Here is a 16,492-nt window from a genome sequence, read left to right on the forward strand (position 1 = left end):
CGCCGCCGCCGCCGTAGCCGCCGCGGCCACCGCCGCCGCCGCCGCCGCCGAAGCCGCCACCGCCGCCGCCGCCGAAGCCACGACCACCGCCGCCGCCACCCTCACGCGGGGGACGCTCCTGGGCCTCGTTGACCTTGAGGGTGCGGCCGTCGAGCATCACCCCGTTGAGCTGCGAGATCGCGTTCGTCGCCGCGCTCGCCGAGCCCATCGTGACGAACGCGAAGCCGCGCGGCTGACCGGTCTCACGATCGGTCGGCATCGCAATCTCGCGAACCTCACCGGCAGCCGAGAACGCCTGCTCGAGGGTCTCGCGGGTGGTGCTGTAGGAGAGGTTGCCTACGTAGAGACGATTTCCCATGACATGATGCTTCCACGGCTTCCTTCGCGCGCTGCGCGCCATCTCTGCCGACCATTCGACGAAGCCGTAGCGATCGAACGGGGACGTGCCGCGCGGGTCAGTCCGCGCCAGCACACGCTGCGTCTGCCAGTCGTTCGAGGCGAGCCACGTCCCCCTCCGAGTGGAGGGAGGAAAGAAAGCGTCGTGTCGAGGGCCAGTGACGTTCGTGAGGCGCCTACCGTACCCCGACGCGGAGGCGGTCGCAAGCCTGTCGCGGCCTTTTCTCGGGGACGCCGGAGGCCCCGTGCGGACGGAGATCGCAAAAGACGCGGAAAAACAGGGACTCACGAACGCGGGCGATGCCGCGTCGTGTGCGGGCTTCCGGGTTCGTCCGGGAACGAAGTTGGTCACGCCAATCCCAGCCGCTCCCGCGCCCCCTTCACGCCGAAGATCGTGCCGCCGCCCGGCGGGACGATCGGCGCGAGCAGGATCGACGCGAGGATCGCGGCGAGCGCGAGCGGCGCATCCGGATCGTCTCCCTCCGCGACCTCGCTCGACACCTGCCACACGCGCTTGCCGCGCTGAACGAGCACATCCATGCCCGCGCCGCCGATCGCCGCCGCGCCCGCCTCCGCGGAGACGCGCGCCTCGGACGCCTGCTCCACCGGCACGGTCACGACGAGCACGCGTGTGGCCGCGCTCCGCCCTTTGCGCTGCACGAGGACGACGGCCGCGTCCGCCGCGGGCGCCTCGCCGTTCGGATACGCCTTCGGCTGGAGCAGCTCGAGCGCCACGCCGAAGAACGTGCGGGCCTTGTGCGCCCAGAGCGCGATGTCGACGCGGGCCGAAGGATCGGGCGCGAGGAGCGTGTACGCGCTCGATACGGGGAGCGGCTCGATCCGAGAGCTCGCCCATCCATTGCGGTCGACATCCATGCCCGCACGATACGTCGTCCGCCGCGGCCAGGGTATCGGCATTACGACCGCAACGTGGCCTCGTCCGCCCGCGTCCGCGCGAGGAGACGCTCGATCCGCGGGGTCATGACGTTCGGCAGGGTCCGCCCGATTCCGAGCGCGCGCTCGAAATGGCGACGCGCGTCGGCCGTTCGCCCGCGACGGAGCGCCGACAAACCGCGGGCCTCCGTCACCTCCAGGCGCTCCTGCCCCACGGAAAACTGGCGCGAGCGCGCCTCGAGCGCGTCCCAGGCCGCGTCGTCCGCGTCCTGCGTGGCGAGCTCCAGCATGGCGCAGAGCACGTCCTCTGCCGGCACGAGCAGCGTCGGGCCCGCCTGCTCCCGGATGCGCGCCGCCGCCTCGCGCGCGCCCTCGAGGTCGCCGCGAAAATGCCGCAAGCGGCCGTCGAGCAGCGCGATCACGGGCCGCGGCGCGCCGCCCGTGTGCCGCACTTCGAGCGCGAGCGCGCGCGCCGCGTGGGGCTCGGCCTCGTCGATATCGTCCCAGAGGTACAGGTACTCGCCGAGGTTGTGGTGCGCGGCGATCTCCAGCCAGTCCTGGCCGAGCTCGCGGCCGAGCCAGGCGACCCGCTCGAAGTCGGCGACCATGCGCGCCTTGTCCCCGACGAGCGCCGCGAGAAACGCCCGCGCGTTGATCACGCTGGCGAGGTGGAGGTCGTCGCCGTGCGATTCGCAAAGCTCGATCGCCCGCTCGATCGCCTGCCCGGCGTTGGCGAGGCGGCCGAGCGCCGGCAGCACGAAGCCGAGCATGAAGAGCGCGACGATCCGCGGCTCGTACGCCTCGTCCCCGATCGAATCCGCCACCTCGATCGCGCGCTCGAAGAACGGGACGGCCTCGTGCTCGCGGCTGAAGCGGAGGAGCGACAACCCCTGGCCGAGCAGGAGGCGAGCGAAGAGCGCGGGCGGCGGCGATTCCGGGAGGATCGCGAGGGCCGAGACGACGCGCATGCGCGACGCCTCGTAGTCGGCCATCCAGTCGAGGACCGTGGCCTGGTCGAGCAGGATCTCGGCCTCCGCGAGATGATCTCCGGCGGCGGCGTCGCACGCGAGGGCGAGGTCGTCGAGCGCGTCGGGATAGCGGCCGAGCCGGTAGCGCATGAGGCCCCGTCCCCGGAGGGCGCGCTGGCGCAAATCGAGGGGTTTGTCCGGTGTCTCCGCGCTCGCAGCCGAGGCCTCCAGGGCGCGCGTGTAGCAGCGCTCCGCGTCGAGCCAGTCGTGCCGCGCCCCCGCCGCGTCGGCGAGCGCGAGATACGCCCGCTCGCCGAGGGCACGCTCGCCCGCGTTCGTCGCGTGGTGCGCGAGCTGGGCGAGGTGACGCTCGTCGCCGCGCGGAGGCGAGCGGCCGTCCCAGCCCGAGGCTTGCTGGAAATAGGCCGTGGCCGCGAGGTGAATGCGGGCGCGCTGGGCCTCGGGCACCGACCGCGCGATCGCCTCGCGCACGAGCGCATGCCGGAACGCATAACGGCCCGGTCCGTGGCGCGCGAGCAGCCCCGCGGCGACGAGCCTCTCCGAGCCGACGCGCGCGTCGAGCGGAAAATCCCCGCCTGCGCTCATCCGATCGAGCCGCCCGAGCACGCCTTGCATCTCGGCGACCGTGACCTCCGCGCCGAGGACGGCTGCGAGGCACGCATGCGCGCGCGCCGCGGGCGGCAGCGCGTCGAGCTCGCGATGCGCGAGCCACTCGATGAGCGGCAGATCCGGCAGATCGTCGAGCTCGTCGGTGGCGAGGAAATACCCGCTGCCCGAGGGGTGCTTCCGGACGATCCCCTGCGCCTTGAGCCCCCGCACGAGCTCGACGAGCAGGAGCGGCACGCCCTCGGCGCGCGACGCGATCCGCGCGACCGCCGACTCGGGCACGTTCTCCGCGGGCCGCAAGAGCTCGCGGCAGAGCGCGGCGGCGCTCGCGGGATCGAGCGGGCCGAGTCGATGCACGGCGTGGCGATGCGCCCGCGCGCCCCACGACGGGTGGTCTTCCTCGAACGAGGGCCTGCCGAGCACGCACACGAAGAGCGGCGCGCGCGCCTCGGCCCGCGCGGCGAGATCCAGGATCGCGAGCGTCGCGTCGTCGGCGAAATGCGCGTCGTCGAGGATCACGCAGAGCGGCTCCTCGAGCGCCCTGCGCCGGAGCGCCTCGCCCACGCTCGCCGTGAGCAGCGTCCGGAGCGCGCCCGGCGCGACCTCGATCGCGTGCAGCGCGGAAGGACCCGTGACCGTCGCGCCGCTGCCCTTCGAGATCCACCCGAGTGAGAGCGCCACGCTCGCGCCGGCTTCGGCGTGACGCGCGGGGCCGAGCCTCGCCGCGAGCAGCTCCCGCCCGCCGTCCTCGGGCGCCTCCGCGGGCAAACCGAGGGCGCGTTGCAAGAGGTCGCGCACGCTCCCCGTCGCGCCGTGCACCGGCTCGTGCGCGGAGAACGCGATGAGCCGCGTCCCCGGTAAAACCTGCCCGAGTCGCTCCAGAAGTGCGCGCTTCAGAAAGCTCTTTCCGCAGCCCGCATCGGCCAGCACGACGGCGACCGCAGGCTGCGACGCCTCGATGGCCTGCCGCCCGAGCTCCGTGAGCGCGTCGAGCACGCGCTCGCGCCCGGAGAGCGGAATCGACACGCGTGACGGCGTGACTTCCGTGACCTCGCCCGACGACGTCGGCGTCGTCTCCTCGGCGCCGCCGTCGAGAAACCCGGGCAGCGGATCCGGCGCAACACCGGAAGCTTCGAGCACGGCGCGCGCGGCGGCCGAGAGCGAGACGCCGGGCGGCGACGAGGGCTTCGGGAACCGGTCGTCACGGGCGATCCGCGGCGCCAGGATGCGGCGTGATCCATCGGGGCCGAGGTGGACCGCGACGGATGCGAGATCGAGCGCGACGCGCTCACACGCGCCTTGCTCCGTGAGAGAGCGCGCGGCTTCGAGGGCGCGCCGCGCGGGGTTCTCGTCGACCTCGTGGCCGAAGGCCGCGACACACCGCCCCGCGGAAGCATGAACGATCTGCGCGCCGAACGGCTCGAGCGCGCGCCGGAGGGCGATCGCGTCGAGCCTCGACTCGAAGCAGGCGATGCACACGACGCGTCGCTCGGCGGTCTTCGGCGGCTTCGTGCCGGGTGGTGGATCGAGCGTGGGCACGGCGAGCACGAGCTGCTCTGCGTCAGGTAGTGCGAGCGCGGCGGCGAGGGTCGCGCGCAGGTAGGCGGCCGATGGGGGCCGATCGGCCGGGGCCTTTGCGAGGCAACGGAGCACGAGGTCCTCGACCGAGGGCGGGATCGATCGGGCGAAGGGCGGCGGCGCGACGGCCGAAAGGGGCGGCGGCCTCTGGCTCGCGTGGCCCTCGCGCACGAGCGGCGCGGGGCCGAAGAACGGCGGGCGCCCAGTGAGCATCTCATACAGCAAGACGCCCATCGCGTAGATGTCGGCGCGCGTGTCCTCGCCGCGGCGCCCCTCGCACGACTCGGGCGCCATGTACTCGCTCGTGCCCACGATCGCGCCTCGGGCGGTGAGCGCGGGGGGCTCCGACCAGACGGCGCGCGCGATGCCGAAATCGAGCAGGACCGCGCGTTTGCCCTCGGCGTCGATGAGGATGTTCTCCGGCTTCAGATCGCGGTGCACGTAGCCCCGCGCGTGGACGGCTTCGAGCGCGCGCAGCACCGCGAGCCCGAGCACGATCGCCTCGCGCGCCGGAAGTGGTCCCGCGCGGGCGAGCAGGTGATCGGCGAGCGTCCGCTCGGCGAAGAGCTCCATGACCACGTATGTCCCGGCGGAGGCGAGCTCTTCGAGCGCGAAGAAAGCCGGCACGTGGGGCGGTCCGACCGCGCGCATCACCTCGACCTCGCGCACGAGGCGCGGCGCGGCTTCGGGCACGTCCGGGTGCGCGAGCTTGATGGCGACGCGCTCGCCGCCGTCGGTACGCCGCGCCGCGTACACGACGCCAAACCCCCCGCGGCCGAGCGTGCCCGTGACCTCGTAACCGGGAAACACCGGCGCGGGCAGCTCGATGCGCTCGGGCGTGCTCGAATCCGGCGGCTTCGCGCCATGCTCGGGGCAACCGTCCACGGGCACGCGCCGCCCGCACGCGAGGCATCGGATGCCTCGCCTCGGGGCCAGGAAAACCCGGCCCTCGTCGAGCGGCGCGCCGTGGACGAACGTCATTGCAAGAACACCGTCACGACCTCCGTGGTCTTGCGAGGGGGGGCCACCGTCGCATCGTAAACGCATTTCGGACGAAATCCATTGTTCGAATCGAGCGGATCACAAACGGCGTCGCAGGGGCCACGCCGCTCGATCATCCCGCAGTTCTCGATTCCGTTCGGGCCGACATGCCCAGCGGCGCAATCCCGCATGACGCTACGGACGTAACCTGTGTTCGGGACATACACGCAGGAATGCAGGTACGGGGTCGGCGCGAACAGATTTCCCCAGAAAGCCCCCTCCTCTCTTGGATAGCTGTATTTCTCGACGACCCCCGCGTGTTTGATTGCGTTGTGGGCGGCTCGCATCGAGATCGTGACCGTCACGCCATACCAGTTCGTCCTGGCTGCGAGGCAGGCCGAGACCCAGCGTTGCCCCGTCTCGTCGAGCGGCCCGGTCGCCCAGGACGGCGCGAGCCCGAGCTGGCCGAAATACGTCTCCGTATGAACGACATCGTTGTCGGTCCACGTCACGGTGAACGACTGGGACGGCTCGAGCGCGCAGCCCACGGCATACCGCAGGAACATTCGCGACATTTGTCCCGTCTGGCCCGAGTCCTGCAACGCCGCGAGTGAGCTCGGGCTGAGCGCCGAGGGCGTCAGCGCGTTCGGCTGGATCGCGTTCGGCTGGATTGCATTCGGTTGAATGGCATTCGGCTGGATCGCGTTCGGCTGGATCGCGTTTTCCTCGACCAGGCTCTCCGCCACCTCCTCGACGGTACCTTCCTCCTCCTCGTATACGCCCTCCGCGTCTCCGCAGCCCACGAGCGTCCCCAATGAAATCACCAGCAAGGCGAGCGTGTTGCGTTGCATGTTTTGTCCCCCCCACCCCTGCGCGAACATGAAAAATATGAAATCAAGAAGAAAGCCGGTAGTACTCTAGCATTCGAAAAGAACACACGAACCGAAAACGCAGCCGGGCAAAAAAGAGTGACCCCGTACGCGCCGGCCGGCTCCGTCCACGACACGTCGCAACAACGAAATCCGTCGCTCGTAGATGCCGGCCAATTCCGCTGGCGGACGCGCGGAGCCGCGCGGGACGTGCTATCGTGAAAACTCTCCGGTTTCTCTGATTTCTACGAATTCAGGCGCACCTTTCGAGGACGGAGAGCAGGGGGCATGGGCCATGGGGGGAAAGAACGACAAAACTACGCAGCCACACGGCAAGGCCCGAGAAATCGGGCGCTCGGGTGAGCTTCGGGCAGGGACGGTCCTCGGGGATCACGTGATCGAGGAGCTCGCTTCGTCGGGCGGACACGGCTCGGTTTATCGCGCGCGCCACCGCATCCAAGGCGGGCGCGTCGCCATCAAGGTGATGCACCCGGCGCTCATGGCGCTGCCGCGCATGGCCGAACGATTCGTGCGGGAGGTCGAGGTCATTTTGCGCGTCCATCACCCGAACATCGTGAAGGTACACGAGCTCGGCACATTGCCCGACGCCACCCCGTATTACGTGATGGAGTACCTCGAAGGCACGACGCTGCGCAATTACCTCGGCGCCCGCGGCAGGATCGCGCCCGAGGAGGCGCTCGCGATCCTCGAGCCCGTCTGCGCCGCCCTCGCGGTCGCGCACGAGGCCGGGATCGTGCACAGGGACGTGAAGGCGAGCAACATCATGATCTGCGAGGGCCCGCCGCGTGTGGTAAAACTCCTCGATTTCGGGATCGCGAAGCTGCTCGCGCCCGAGCCGGGTCGGGCCGGGCTCACCTCGATGGGCCAGCAGCTCGGCACGCCCTCGATCATGGCGCCCGAGCAGATCCTTTGTGGTCCCATCGACGTGCGCACCGACATTTACGCGCTCGGTGCGCTCCTGCACGTCCTGCTCACGGGGCGCCCGCCATTCGAATCGAACGCGCACGAGGGCCTCGTCGAGCAACACCTCGCGGCGCCGCCGCCGCGCCCGAGCCTGCGCGCCCCCGTGAGCCCCGCGCTCGACGCCATCGTGCTCCGGTGCCTCGAAAAGAAGCCCGACCGGCGATTCGAATCCGTGGGCGCCTTCCTCGAAGCGCTCCGCGAGGCCGTGCGCGCCGGCCGATCCGAGGAAACGGCCCGCGCCGAGGCGGAGCGGCGCGCGGTCGGCATTCACGTGGACCTGCGTTTCCCCGAGGGGGCGGACGAGGCCGACGAATCCCTCGTGACAGCGCTCGCCCAGACCCTCGAACGCGCCGAGGATTGCATGCGCTCGGGCGGCTTTTTGCTCGCCACCGTCACGAGCACGCAGCTCCTCGGGGTCAAGTTGCTCTCGGCCGATCCGGTGCACGCGAAGACCGAGCGCCGCTCCGCCGTGCAGTTTGCCCTGACGCTCCACGCCGCCCTGCAGCAGGACGAAGGGAGCGCGGTGCACGCGAACGTGGCCGTGCACGTGGACGCGGTGAACGTGCGCCTCGCGTCGGAGCTCGACATTGCCTCGGGCAACCTCGCGCGCACGGAGACGTGGACGCCACGCGGCAACGTGGACGCGCTCGCGGCGACGGACGCCGCCATCGAGGGCCTGAGCGGCAGCGCGGGCGGCTTCTTCCTCGAACCGGGGCCGCCCGGCTTGACGATCATCCGGCGGGCCTCGACACGCCGCTCCAAGCCCTCGCTCACGATGGTCTCGGGTCAGGGCAGGCCGGGCGCCTGAGCGGCGGCGCCGAGCTCTCGGCGCGGCGGCAATCTCCAATCGATTTCGGGTTTTCCAATCGAACGCAGCGCTGCGTTGATGGCGGAAAACGGCCTCGTCCCGGAAAAACTCCGCACCGAGAGCGGCGAAGGGTGGCCCGTCTTGATGATCGGGTTCCGCGAGGCGTCCACGAGGCGCGCCTTTTTCTGCGCGTGCGCCCCGAAGAGCGCGAAGACGACCGGATCCTTTCGCGCCGAGAGGGCCGAAATCACGCCGTCCGTGAACGTCTCCCAGCCCTTGCCGCGGTGGGACCCCACCTCGCCGGCGCGCACCGTGAGGATGGTATTCAGGAGGAAGACGCCCTGCTCGGCCCAGGGCTCGAGGCAGCCGTGGTCGGGCACCTCGAAGCCCGGGATGTCCTCGCGCAGCTCGCGGAACATGTTGGCGAGCGAGGGCGGGATGCGTTGGGAGTGACAAACCGAAAAGCAGAGCCCGTGCGCCTGCCCTTTGCCGACGTACGGATCCTGGCCGAGCAAGGCCACGCGGACCTTCTCGAACGGTGTCTTCTCGAACGCATTCCACACCTCGTCTTCGGGCGGAAAAACCACGTGGTTTTTCCGCTCCTCGTCGACGAACGCGGCGAGCTCGGCGAACGAGGGGCGCGAGAGCTCGTCCGCGAGGACCTTTCGCCAGGAGCGGGGCAAATCGATCTTCATGACGTGAACACGGCTCATCGTAGGGCATCGCGACGGGTTTGGCCAGGTGGAACCACCTCGAGCCACGAAAGCGCGCCGCCGGAAGGGCCCGCGTGCAGGTGCGCCCGGACGAATCCTGCCATTTTCTCCGGAATGCCCGCGATCAAGCCCGCCTGCCTCCCGCGGTCTGCGTGACGATCCACAAGATCCCGAACACGAGCGGCCACGCCGCCGCGCCCGCGCCCACGGCCGCGCGGAGCGGCAGCCAGATCCCCGCGATCCCCGCCGTGATCGCGCCCGAGAACGAGCCGCACAGGAGATGCGCCGGGATCGCCGGCGAGGCTTTGACGCCGCGGCGCTGCTGGTAGGGCGCCACGATCACGGCGAGCACGAATCCCTCGAGCGCGCCCGCGAGGGCGCCGAGCAGCGCGGCGAGGAAGAGGGCGTGTACCATGGCGAACCGGGGCGAGCGCGCGGCGATTGTATCGCGCCCGGCGCCGTCCTTGCCGAAACATCGAGCCGTCCGGTACGATGGCCCTCCCCCGCGCTGCGCCAACGCGATGCCCCAGCTCAAAGCCCTGCTCGAGAACCTCCTCCGGCCCGACGTCACCGAGATCGCCCTCGCCACGGGCCGAAATCCCTGCGTCAAGGTCGGCGGCGTCTACGAGATCATCGACCGAAAAATCCTCTCGTCCGATGACATCCTGCAGATCCTCACGACGGCCGGAGGCAGCCGCCACGTCGACAACCTCGGCCTGAAGCCCGTGCAGTGGGGCTGCCGCGTGGACGGCATCGGTCCGATCGCCATCGCGGCCGTGCGCAACCCGAACGCCGTGCAAGCCCGGCTCACGCGGCTCGCCCAGGATCCACGCACGGGAGCCGTCTCCGCCGTTCCCGCGCCGAAACCCACGCCGATCCAGCCCGTCCCCGCGCGCGCCGCGCCGGCAGGCCCGGCGAAGCCGAGCGCGCCTGCGTCGGAGCTCTCGTGGAGCGACCTCAACGAGGACGCGCCTCCGCAAGCGCCCGCCCAGGCCACGCTCCCGACCGCGGAGAAGATCGCCGCGGCGGCGCCCGTGATCAGCGCGTCGCCCTCGTTCGAGCTCGATCTCGACACGGCCCCCGCGTCCGCGCCCGCGCGGACGCGGGCGCAGAAAGACACGCCGCGCCCGCACAACCTCGCCATCACGCTGGACGATCCGGCCGACCCCACGCTGCTCGCGGCCGCGGCGAGCGCCGCCCATTTCGCGGCGCTCGCGCTCGACGACGTCCTGCTCCGGGCGCGCGCGGAGGGCGCGAGTGATGTGCACATCGTCGCGAGCCGGCCGCCACTCCTCCGCATCGGCGGAAAGCTCCTGCCGCGCGGCCCCGTGGTCGAGCCGCAGGCCCTCGAGCGCATGCTGGAGTCACGCATCCCCGAGCGCCTGTGCGCCCAGCTCGCCGTCGATGGCTCCTGCGATTTCGCGCTCGACGATCCGCGCTTCGGCCGCTCGCGCGTCAACGTCACGCGCCAGCGCACCGGGCTCAAAGCTTCGTTCCGCCTCGTCTCGCGGGAGATCCCGACCCTCGCCGAGCTCGGGTTGCCCGACGCCATCGCGCTGGCGACGCGCCACCACCAGGGCCTCATCGTGATCACCGGGCCCACGGGGCACGGAAAAACCACGACCCTCGCGGCCATCGTCGACATCATCAACAGCGAGACCTCGCACCACATCATCACGGTCGAGGACCCGATCGAGTACGTCCACCCGCGCAAGAAGGCCATGATGAGCCAGCGCGAGGTCGGATCGCATACGCGAACATTTCAATCGGCCCTCAAAGCATCGCTGCGCGAAGATCCGGACGTCATCGTCGTGGGCGAGCTGCGCGACACGGAGACCGTGCGCATGGCGCTCTCCGCGAGCGAGACCGGGCACCTCGTGCTCGGCACGATGAACACGCCGGGCGCGGCGAAGACGATCGATCGGCTCATCGATCTCTTCCCGCCCGGCGATCAGCAGCAGGTGCGCGTGACGCTCGCCGGCGGCCTCCGGCTCGTCGTGAGCCAGCGCCTTTTGCCGCGAAAGGACGGCCCCGGCATGATCGCCGCCGCCGAGATGCTCCCCGGATCCGTGCCGCTCTGGAACCTCATCCGCGAGAGCAAGACCTGGCAGATCCCGAGCTTGCAGCAGCGCGGCAAGGGCTTCGGCATCGTGCGGCTCGACGACTCGCTCGCCGACCTCGTCCGCGCCGGCAAGGCCTCGCTCGAAGACGCGCTCCTCGTCGCTGAAGCCCCGGACGAGCTCGAAGCCGCGGTCGCGGGCAAACGCGCGTCGGCAGTTCCTCAGGCGGCGCCCGCCGAGCCGCCCAAACCCGCCGAGCCCGAGGCGAGCAAGGGCCTGCTCGGACGCGCCGGCGCGCTCTTCGGCAAGAAGGGAGGCGCGTAGTGGCCCGCATCGACCGGCTCTTCGACGAGCTGCTCGCGAAGAAGGGCAGCGACCTGCACCTCGGCGTCGGGTATCCGCCGCTCCTCCGCGCGCGCGGAGAGCTCGTGCCGCTGCGCGACGCGCCGATCGACACCGCCGAGATGGAGGAGCTGCTCTTCGAGATCACCTCGCCCGAGGATCGCGACAAGATCACGAACGAGCTCGACCTCGATTTCGCCTACCAGTACGAGGACAAGGCGCGCTTCCGGGCGAACTATTTCTACAAGAACACGGGGCTCGCCGCGGTCTTCCGCATCATCCCCACGAAGATCCTCACGCTCGACGATCTCGGCTGCCCGCCGGTCGTCCGCAAGCTCGCGGACAAACGCAGCGGGCTCTTGCTCGTCACCGGGCCGACCGGCAGCGGCAAGTCGACGACGCTCGCGGCGATGATCGATCACATCAACACGACGCGGCCCTGCCACATCCTGACGATCGAGGATCCGGTCGAGTTCGTGCACCCGCCGAAGATGTCGCAGGTCACGCACCGCGAGGTCGGGCCGCACGCGTCGAGCTTCGCGGCCGCGATCCGGAGCGCGGGGCGCGAGAACGCGGACGTCATCCTCATCGGCGAGCTGCGCACGAACGAGACCATGAAGCTCGCGCTCCAGCTCGCGAGCTTCGGCGTCCTCGTCTTCGGCACCGTGCACACGAACAGCGCGGCCGCGACGATCGACCGCATCATCAACGCATTCCCCGCCGACGAGCAGCCGCAGGTGCGCGGCATGCTCGCCGAGAGCCTCGTGGCGATCGTGGCGCAGCAGCTCCTCAAGACGGCGGACGGCAAGGGGCGCGTGGCGGCGCACGAGATCCTCGTGGGTTCGTCGGCGCTCGCGGCGATGATCCGCGAGGGCAAGACGTTCCAGATCCCGAACATCATGCAGGCGGGCCAGGCGCAGGGGATGCAGACGATGGATATGGCCCTCGAGCGCCTCATGCAAAAAGGGACGATCTCGCCGGAGGTCGCGCTCGAAAAGGCGATCGACAAGGAGAGCTTCCAGAAGGTCGTCGCGCAGCGGCTCGCGGGGGGATGATGGGAATCTCGCGGAGAATGGGGGCACTCGCGATCGCGGCGTGCTCGCTGCTCGCGCCGGCGGCGGCGTTCGCGCAGCAAGTCATGCCCGCCCCTGCGCCCATGCCGCCGGGACCGTCGCAGGCCACATACATGCGCTACCGCGGGCGGGAGGTCTACTGGGGCACGCTCGGATTCGGTCCGCGGTTCGCGACGCTCTACAACATCCCGCGCGGGAGTTTCGCGATGGGCGGCGGCGCGGTGATCCGCATGCATCCGATCTCGTATCCGTCGAGGCCAGCGAGCTACATGCCGCTCGAGTTCGAGTTCGACATCGGCTACGACCGCTATCTCGGGACAAACCATTACGAGCTCAGTTATGGCGGGTCGTTCCTCCTTCACCTCGCGTCGGGGAAGTGGCAGCCGTACCTCCTCGCCGCGGCGGGCCGGTCGCTCGGTCAGGTGGACGCGGGGCGCGACACGCGGTGGCACATGGGCGGTGGATTCGGCGTCGGGTATCGGACGAGAAAGTTTTTCCTGGGCGCACAGGTGAAAGGCGGCGGGTACGTCGCCCCGGGAGCGGGCGGCCCCCTCCGGGCCGAAGGGATCGTCGAGGCGAAGCTCGTGGGGGTCGTTTATGTCTTCTGAGCGCCGCCCTGGAAACTTCTGTGTTCGCCTCCTGCCGGCGGTGATCGTCGTCTCGGTCGCGGCGACGAGCCAGATGATCTCGGTGCCCGACGTGCATGCGACGGGGCCGATGGGCACGGGGATGAAGCCGCCTCCTCCGCCGCCTCCGCCTCCGCCGCCGCCTCCGCCTCCTCCGCCGCCTCCCTGGACCACGCCGCCGCCTCCGCCGCCCCCGCCGCCGCCGTGGACCATGCCGCCGCCTCCGCCTCCTCCTCCGCCTCCTCCTCCGCCGCCGCCGCCGCCTCCGCCGCCGGTCTATACGCCGCCGGTGACGCCTACCACGCCGGCGAAGAGTGGCCCCCCGCCGATCGGCGGACCTGGGCCGGAAGTCGCCATGTCCGGGCGGTTCTCGTCACTCTGGATGGTCAACCGCAATGAATTCGGGATCGGCGGCGGGGGCGGGCTCCGCTTCTACGGAGGGTATCTCGAGCTCGAGCTGGAGTTCGGCTACAACAGCTATTTCGGCATCGATCGCACCGACATGCCGCTGCTTTTCAACACCTTTATATTCTATCGTGAAGACAAACGCCTCCAGCCGTACCTGATGCTCGCCTCGCTCGGCGTATCGTTCTCCGAGGAGAACAACAAAAAGGACGTGCTCTTCCAGGGCGGCCTCGGGTTTGGCCTTGCCTACCGGCCCAAGAACTGGATCGCCTTCATGGGCGAGGCGCGCTTCAGTCTCGCTGATTCCGTGGAGCCGAGGGTCGCCGGCGATGGGATTGCAGAGTTTCGGCTGTACTCGGTCGTCTATCCCTTCTGAACGTCAGGGCTCCTTCGCGGGCTCGGGCGCGGGTGCGAGGAGGCGCTCGCCGCGCACCGGCACGCTGAACGTCGGGAGCGCGAATTCAACGCGGAAAATCGGGACGACGTCGCTCCACACGGCGCCCTGGCCCTGCGAGGAATCGAGCGAGATCTGCGTACGGGGCCCGGAGCGCGCGCCGGTGTCGCTGTATCGCACGGCGTACGTGAACGTCCCCGCGTTCTTGCCCGGCTGCTCGCCGAGGCCGTATCCGTTCATGCTCATTCCTTCGAGCTCGTCCGTCGAGCGATACACGGGGCGTCCGCCGCACGTCACCGAGAGATCCACGACGCTGCCCTTCTCGCCGTTGCCTTCGAGGGTCGAATCCACGACGCAGGCGGCGCCGACGCCGAACGGCAATCCATTCGCGCGGGTGACCTTGCCCTCCCAGCGCGCCGCGACCTGACGCGCGGGCGCGGGCGGCGGCGCGGGGGGCGCTTCCGTTCGAGGCGGTTCTCCGGGAGGGACGGGCGCGGTGACGACCGCGGGGGGCTCGATGATACGCTCGTGCGGGCGCGACGGCGGCGCCTTGTCGACCATGGCCAGGAAGGCGCCGCCGAGGGCGAAGAGCGTGAACGTGCCGCCGAGGAGGAAGGGCAACACGCGGGCGCGCTTGCTCGGCGGCGGCGCGCCCCGGAGCGAGGCGAGCTCGCTCCGCAGGGCTTGCAGATCCTGCTCGGCCTCGCGCATGCGGCCTTCGATCTGCTCGATGCGCGCGCGTTTCTCCTCGGCCGTCTGCTGGGACCTGCGGGCTTCGTCGAGGTCCTGCTCGAGGCCTTGGATCCGCCCGCGGAGGGCGTCTCTTTCATCGCGGTAAGTCATGCCTGCGCTCCTCGGAGGACGAGAATATGCCAGGCGCGGGGCGAGGGCACGCGAGGGCGGCGCGCGCGAGCGAGACGCGAGGCGTGTGGGCGCGTCTCCGAGGCGCGTGGGCACGTCTCCGAGGCGCGTGGGCGCAGGAAAATGACGCGTGGGCGGGGAGCAAAGGCCCGCGCGCGTGAGGTCGAGGCGCGCTGGCATGATGTGGAGATCGTTCGGGAATGTCATGAAGGCGCGTGCACGCGACGTGAAGACGCGCGCGCGCGAGGGGAAGGTGTGCCCGCGCGACTTGGAGACGCGTGCACGCGACCTGGAGACGCGTGCACGCAACGTTTGGGTCGAGTTCAGGTGGTGGGAAAGCTCACGTGCAAGGACCGGACATCTCGAGGTCTACGCTTTGCGGCGCGGCCCGTCACCCCGAGGAGCACGAGGGCGGCGATGCTCAGGGGCACCGGCCGGCTTCGTAATAATTCGGGCCGGTCTTGCGGATCCAGGTGGGCAGCACGTTGTTGAGGCCGAGGTTCTGGTTCGATCCGACGGCGCACGCATAACTGTTGAATGCGCCGCACACGACCGCGCGCCCCTTCTGCACATGGTAATAGTTTCCTTCGTAAAACTCCTCGCAGACCGGGGCGGGGTCGCCGCCGCTGCCGCCGCTGCCGCCACTGCCACCCGTGCCACCCGTGCCACCCGTTCCACCCGTTCCGCCCGTGCCGCCGCTGCCGCCGGCGCCACCGGTCCCGCCCGTGCCGCCCGTGCCGCCGCTTCCGTCACCCGGCACGCCCTGGTCGAGGCCGAAGAATTGGCCAATGCGATACGCCGAGCAGAGATTGACGTCGAGGATGTACGCGCCCGCGGTCCCGCAGCCGCCCGCCGCGGCGAATCCAGGGTCGACCGGGGTCCCGTGGCCCATGTTCGGGATCGACCAAGATTCGACGACCGCCTCCCCGTTCGCGTCGCGGTATTCCTTCCGCGTCGCGCCGTCGATCGTCCACGTCGCGTCGGCCGTCGCGTCGGCGCCGTGCACGTTCGTCCATTGCTCGACGAGCTCGGTCGCGTTGAGCGGCTTCACGATGATGTCGCTCGTGCCGTGCCAGATCGACACCTTCGGCCGCGGGCCGACGTAGCCCGGCACCGCGTTCCGCACGGCGTCGCCAAGGACCGTCGCCGTGCGATCGACGCCGCCCATGCATTTCGTGAGGTCCGCCGAGCCCGCGGCGCAGCGGTACGGAATGCCGCCGACGATCGCGCCGCCCGAGAAGACGTCGGGGTACGTCGCGATCATGACCGCCGTCATGGCCGCGCCCGCCGAGAGGCCCGTCGCGAACACGCGCTCGTCGTCGATCGAGACCTGGCCCTTCATCCAGTCGACCATCTGCTTGATCGAGAGCGCCTCGCCCTGACCACGCTGGATGTCGCCGAGCTCGTACCAGTTGAAGCAACGCGTGGTGCTGTTCGCCGATTGCTGCTCGGGATAGATCACGTGGAACTTCCACGTGTCGGCGAGGCTGTTCCAGCCCGCTTTGACGTAATCGAGCGCCGATTGCGTACAGCCGTGCATCACGACGACGAGCGGCGCGTCCGCGCCCACGCCCGCCGGGGAATACGTGTACATCTTCAGGTTGCCCGGGTTCGAGCCGAAGCTGGTCACGGTCGTGAGGCGCGAGGCGTCGGTCGCAATCGTATCGTCGAGCATTTCGCCGTCGTCCGAGGGGGTGCCGAGGCAACCGGCGCCGAGGGTGACGAGGGTGAGGGCGAAAAGAGCAGAGCGGGTCATCGAGCGCGGCATGGGTCGTTCTCCTTGGTTTCCGGGGCGGTCGGAGAGGACCCATGAGCAGGCGGCATGCCACGACGCAGCGCCGCGGTTCTCGCGCAAATTCGCGGGAAATGGCCCCTGGGCGCGTCACGCGCGTCGCACCCGGTCCCGGCATCGG

The 16,492-nt window shown here is 70.2% G+C and carries 13 protein-coding genes; 5 read left to right on the plus strand and 8 right to left on the minus strand.

The annotated features are described in order from the left end of the window. The 4 genes from QHF83_RS45095 to QHF83_RS45110 all read right to left on the minus strand — a co-directional run. Positions 1 to 358 (minus strand): RNA-binding protein (locus QHF83_RS45095; protein WP_282424310.1); only part of this gene is annotated, 358 nt, incomplete at its 3' end. Between the two features lie 386 nt (positions 359 to 744). Beyond that, entirely contained in the window at positions 745 to 1,272 is a 528-nt protein-coding gene (locus QHF83_RS45100; protein ID WP_282424311.1) for a hypothetical protein, read from the minus strand. 41 nt (positions 1,273 to 1,313) lie between these two features. Continuing rightward, positions 1,314 to 5,444, minus strand: coding sequence for a serine/threonine-protein kinase (locus QHF83_RS45105; RefSeq protein WP_282424312.1), 4,131 nt, complete (start codon positions 5,442 to 5,444; stop codon positions 1,314 to 1,316). Next, positions 5,441 to 6,295: a hypothetical protein gene (locus tag QHF83_RS45110; protein WP_282424313.1), complete on the minus strand. Its 855-nt coding sequence runs from the start codon at positions 6,293 to 6,295 to the stop codon at positions 5,441 to 5,443. The genes QHF83_RS45105 and QHF83_RS45110 overlap by 4 nt, the downstream gene beginning before the upstream one ends. Before the next feature lie 313 nt (positions 6,296 to 6,608). Here QHF83_RS45110 and QHF83_RS45115 point away from each other — a divergent pair, with 313 nt between their 5' ends. Continuing rightward, positions 6,609 to 8,105 (plus strand): serine/threonine-protein kinase, encoded by a 1,497-nt coding sequence (locus tag QHF83_RS45115; protein WP_282424314.1) that lies wholly within the window; start codon positions 6,609 to 6,611, stop codon positions 8,103 to 8,105. Here the strand turns inward: QHF83_RS45115 and ung are convergent. Together ung and QHF83_RS45125 are read right to left on the minus strand one after the other, a co-directional pair. After that, entirely contained in the window at positions 8,084 to 8,800 is a 717-nt protein-coding gene (gene ung / locus QHF83_RS45120; RefSeq protein WP_282424315.1) for a uracil-DNA glycosylase, read from the minus strand. The genes QHF83_RS45115 and ung overlap by 22 nt on opposite strands. Positions 8,801 to 8,942: 142 nt before the next feature. Beyond that, entirely contained in the window at positions 8,943 to 9,233 is a 291-nt protein-coding gene (locus QHF83_RS45125; protein WP_282424316.1) for a hypothetical protein, read from the minus strand. Positions 9,234 to 9,339: 106 nt separating this feature from the next. On the opposite strand from QHF83_RS45125, the gene QHF83_RS45130 reads away from it, so the two are divergent. From QHF83_RS45130 to QHF83_RS45145, 4 genes are read left to right on the plus strand one after another with little or no spacing between them, the layout of a single operon-like run. After that, positions 9,340 to 11,202, plus strand: coding sequence for a PilT/PilU family type 4a pilus ATPase (locus QHF83_RS45130; protein WP_282424317.1), 1,863 nt, complete (start codon positions 9,340 to 9,342; stop codon positions 11,200 to 11,202). Continuing rightward, positions 11,202 to 12,275, plus strand: coding sequence for a type IV pilus twitching motility protein PilT (locus tag QHF83_RS45135; protein WP_282424318.1), 1,074 nt, complete (start codon positions 11,202 to 11,204; stop codon positions 12,273 to 12,275). The genes QHF83_RS45130 and QHF83_RS45135 overlap by 1 nt, the downstream gene beginning before the upstream one ends. Positions 12,276 to 12,292: 17 nt before the next feature. Beyond that, the gene (locus QHF83_RS45140; protein ID WP_282424319.1) at positions 12,293 to 12,901 is read left to right on the plus strand and encodes a hypothetical protein; all 609 of its coding nucleotides are present in this window, start codon (positions 12,293 to 12,295) and stop codon (positions 12,899 to 12,901) included. 40 nt (positions 12,902 to 12,941) lie between these two features. Continuing rightward, positions 12,942 to 13,700 carry a hypothetical protein gene (locus tag QHF83_RS45145; RefSeq protein WP_282424320.1) on the plus strand — a complete coding sequence of 253 codons (759 nt, stop codon included), beginning with the start codon at positions 12,942 to 12,944 and terminating at the stop codon, positions 13,698 to 13,700. A 3-nt stretch (positions 13,701 to 13,703) separates the two neighbouring features. Here the strand turns inward: QHF83_RS45145 and QHF83_RS45150 are convergent, their stop codons facing one another. After that, positions 13,704 to 14,561, minus strand: coding sequence for a hypothetical protein (locus QHF83_RS45150; RefSeq protein WP_282424321.1), 858 nt, complete (start codon positions 14,559 to 14,561; stop codon positions 13,704 to 13,706). A 439-nt stretch (positions 14,562 to 15,000) separates the two neighbouring features. Continuing rightward, complete coding sequence (locus QHF83_RS45155) at positions 15,001 to 16,335, minus strand: PHB depolymerase family esterase (RefSeq protein ID WP_282424322.1); 1,335 nt, start codon at positions 16,333 to 16,335, stop codon at positions 15,001 to 15,003. Positions 16,336 to 16,492 lie beyond the last annotated feature (157 nt).

Source organism: Polyangium sp. 15x6 (assembly GCF_029960785.1).
Classification (GTDB): Bacteria; Myxococcota_A; Polyangia; order Polyangiales; family Polyangiaceae; genus Polyangium.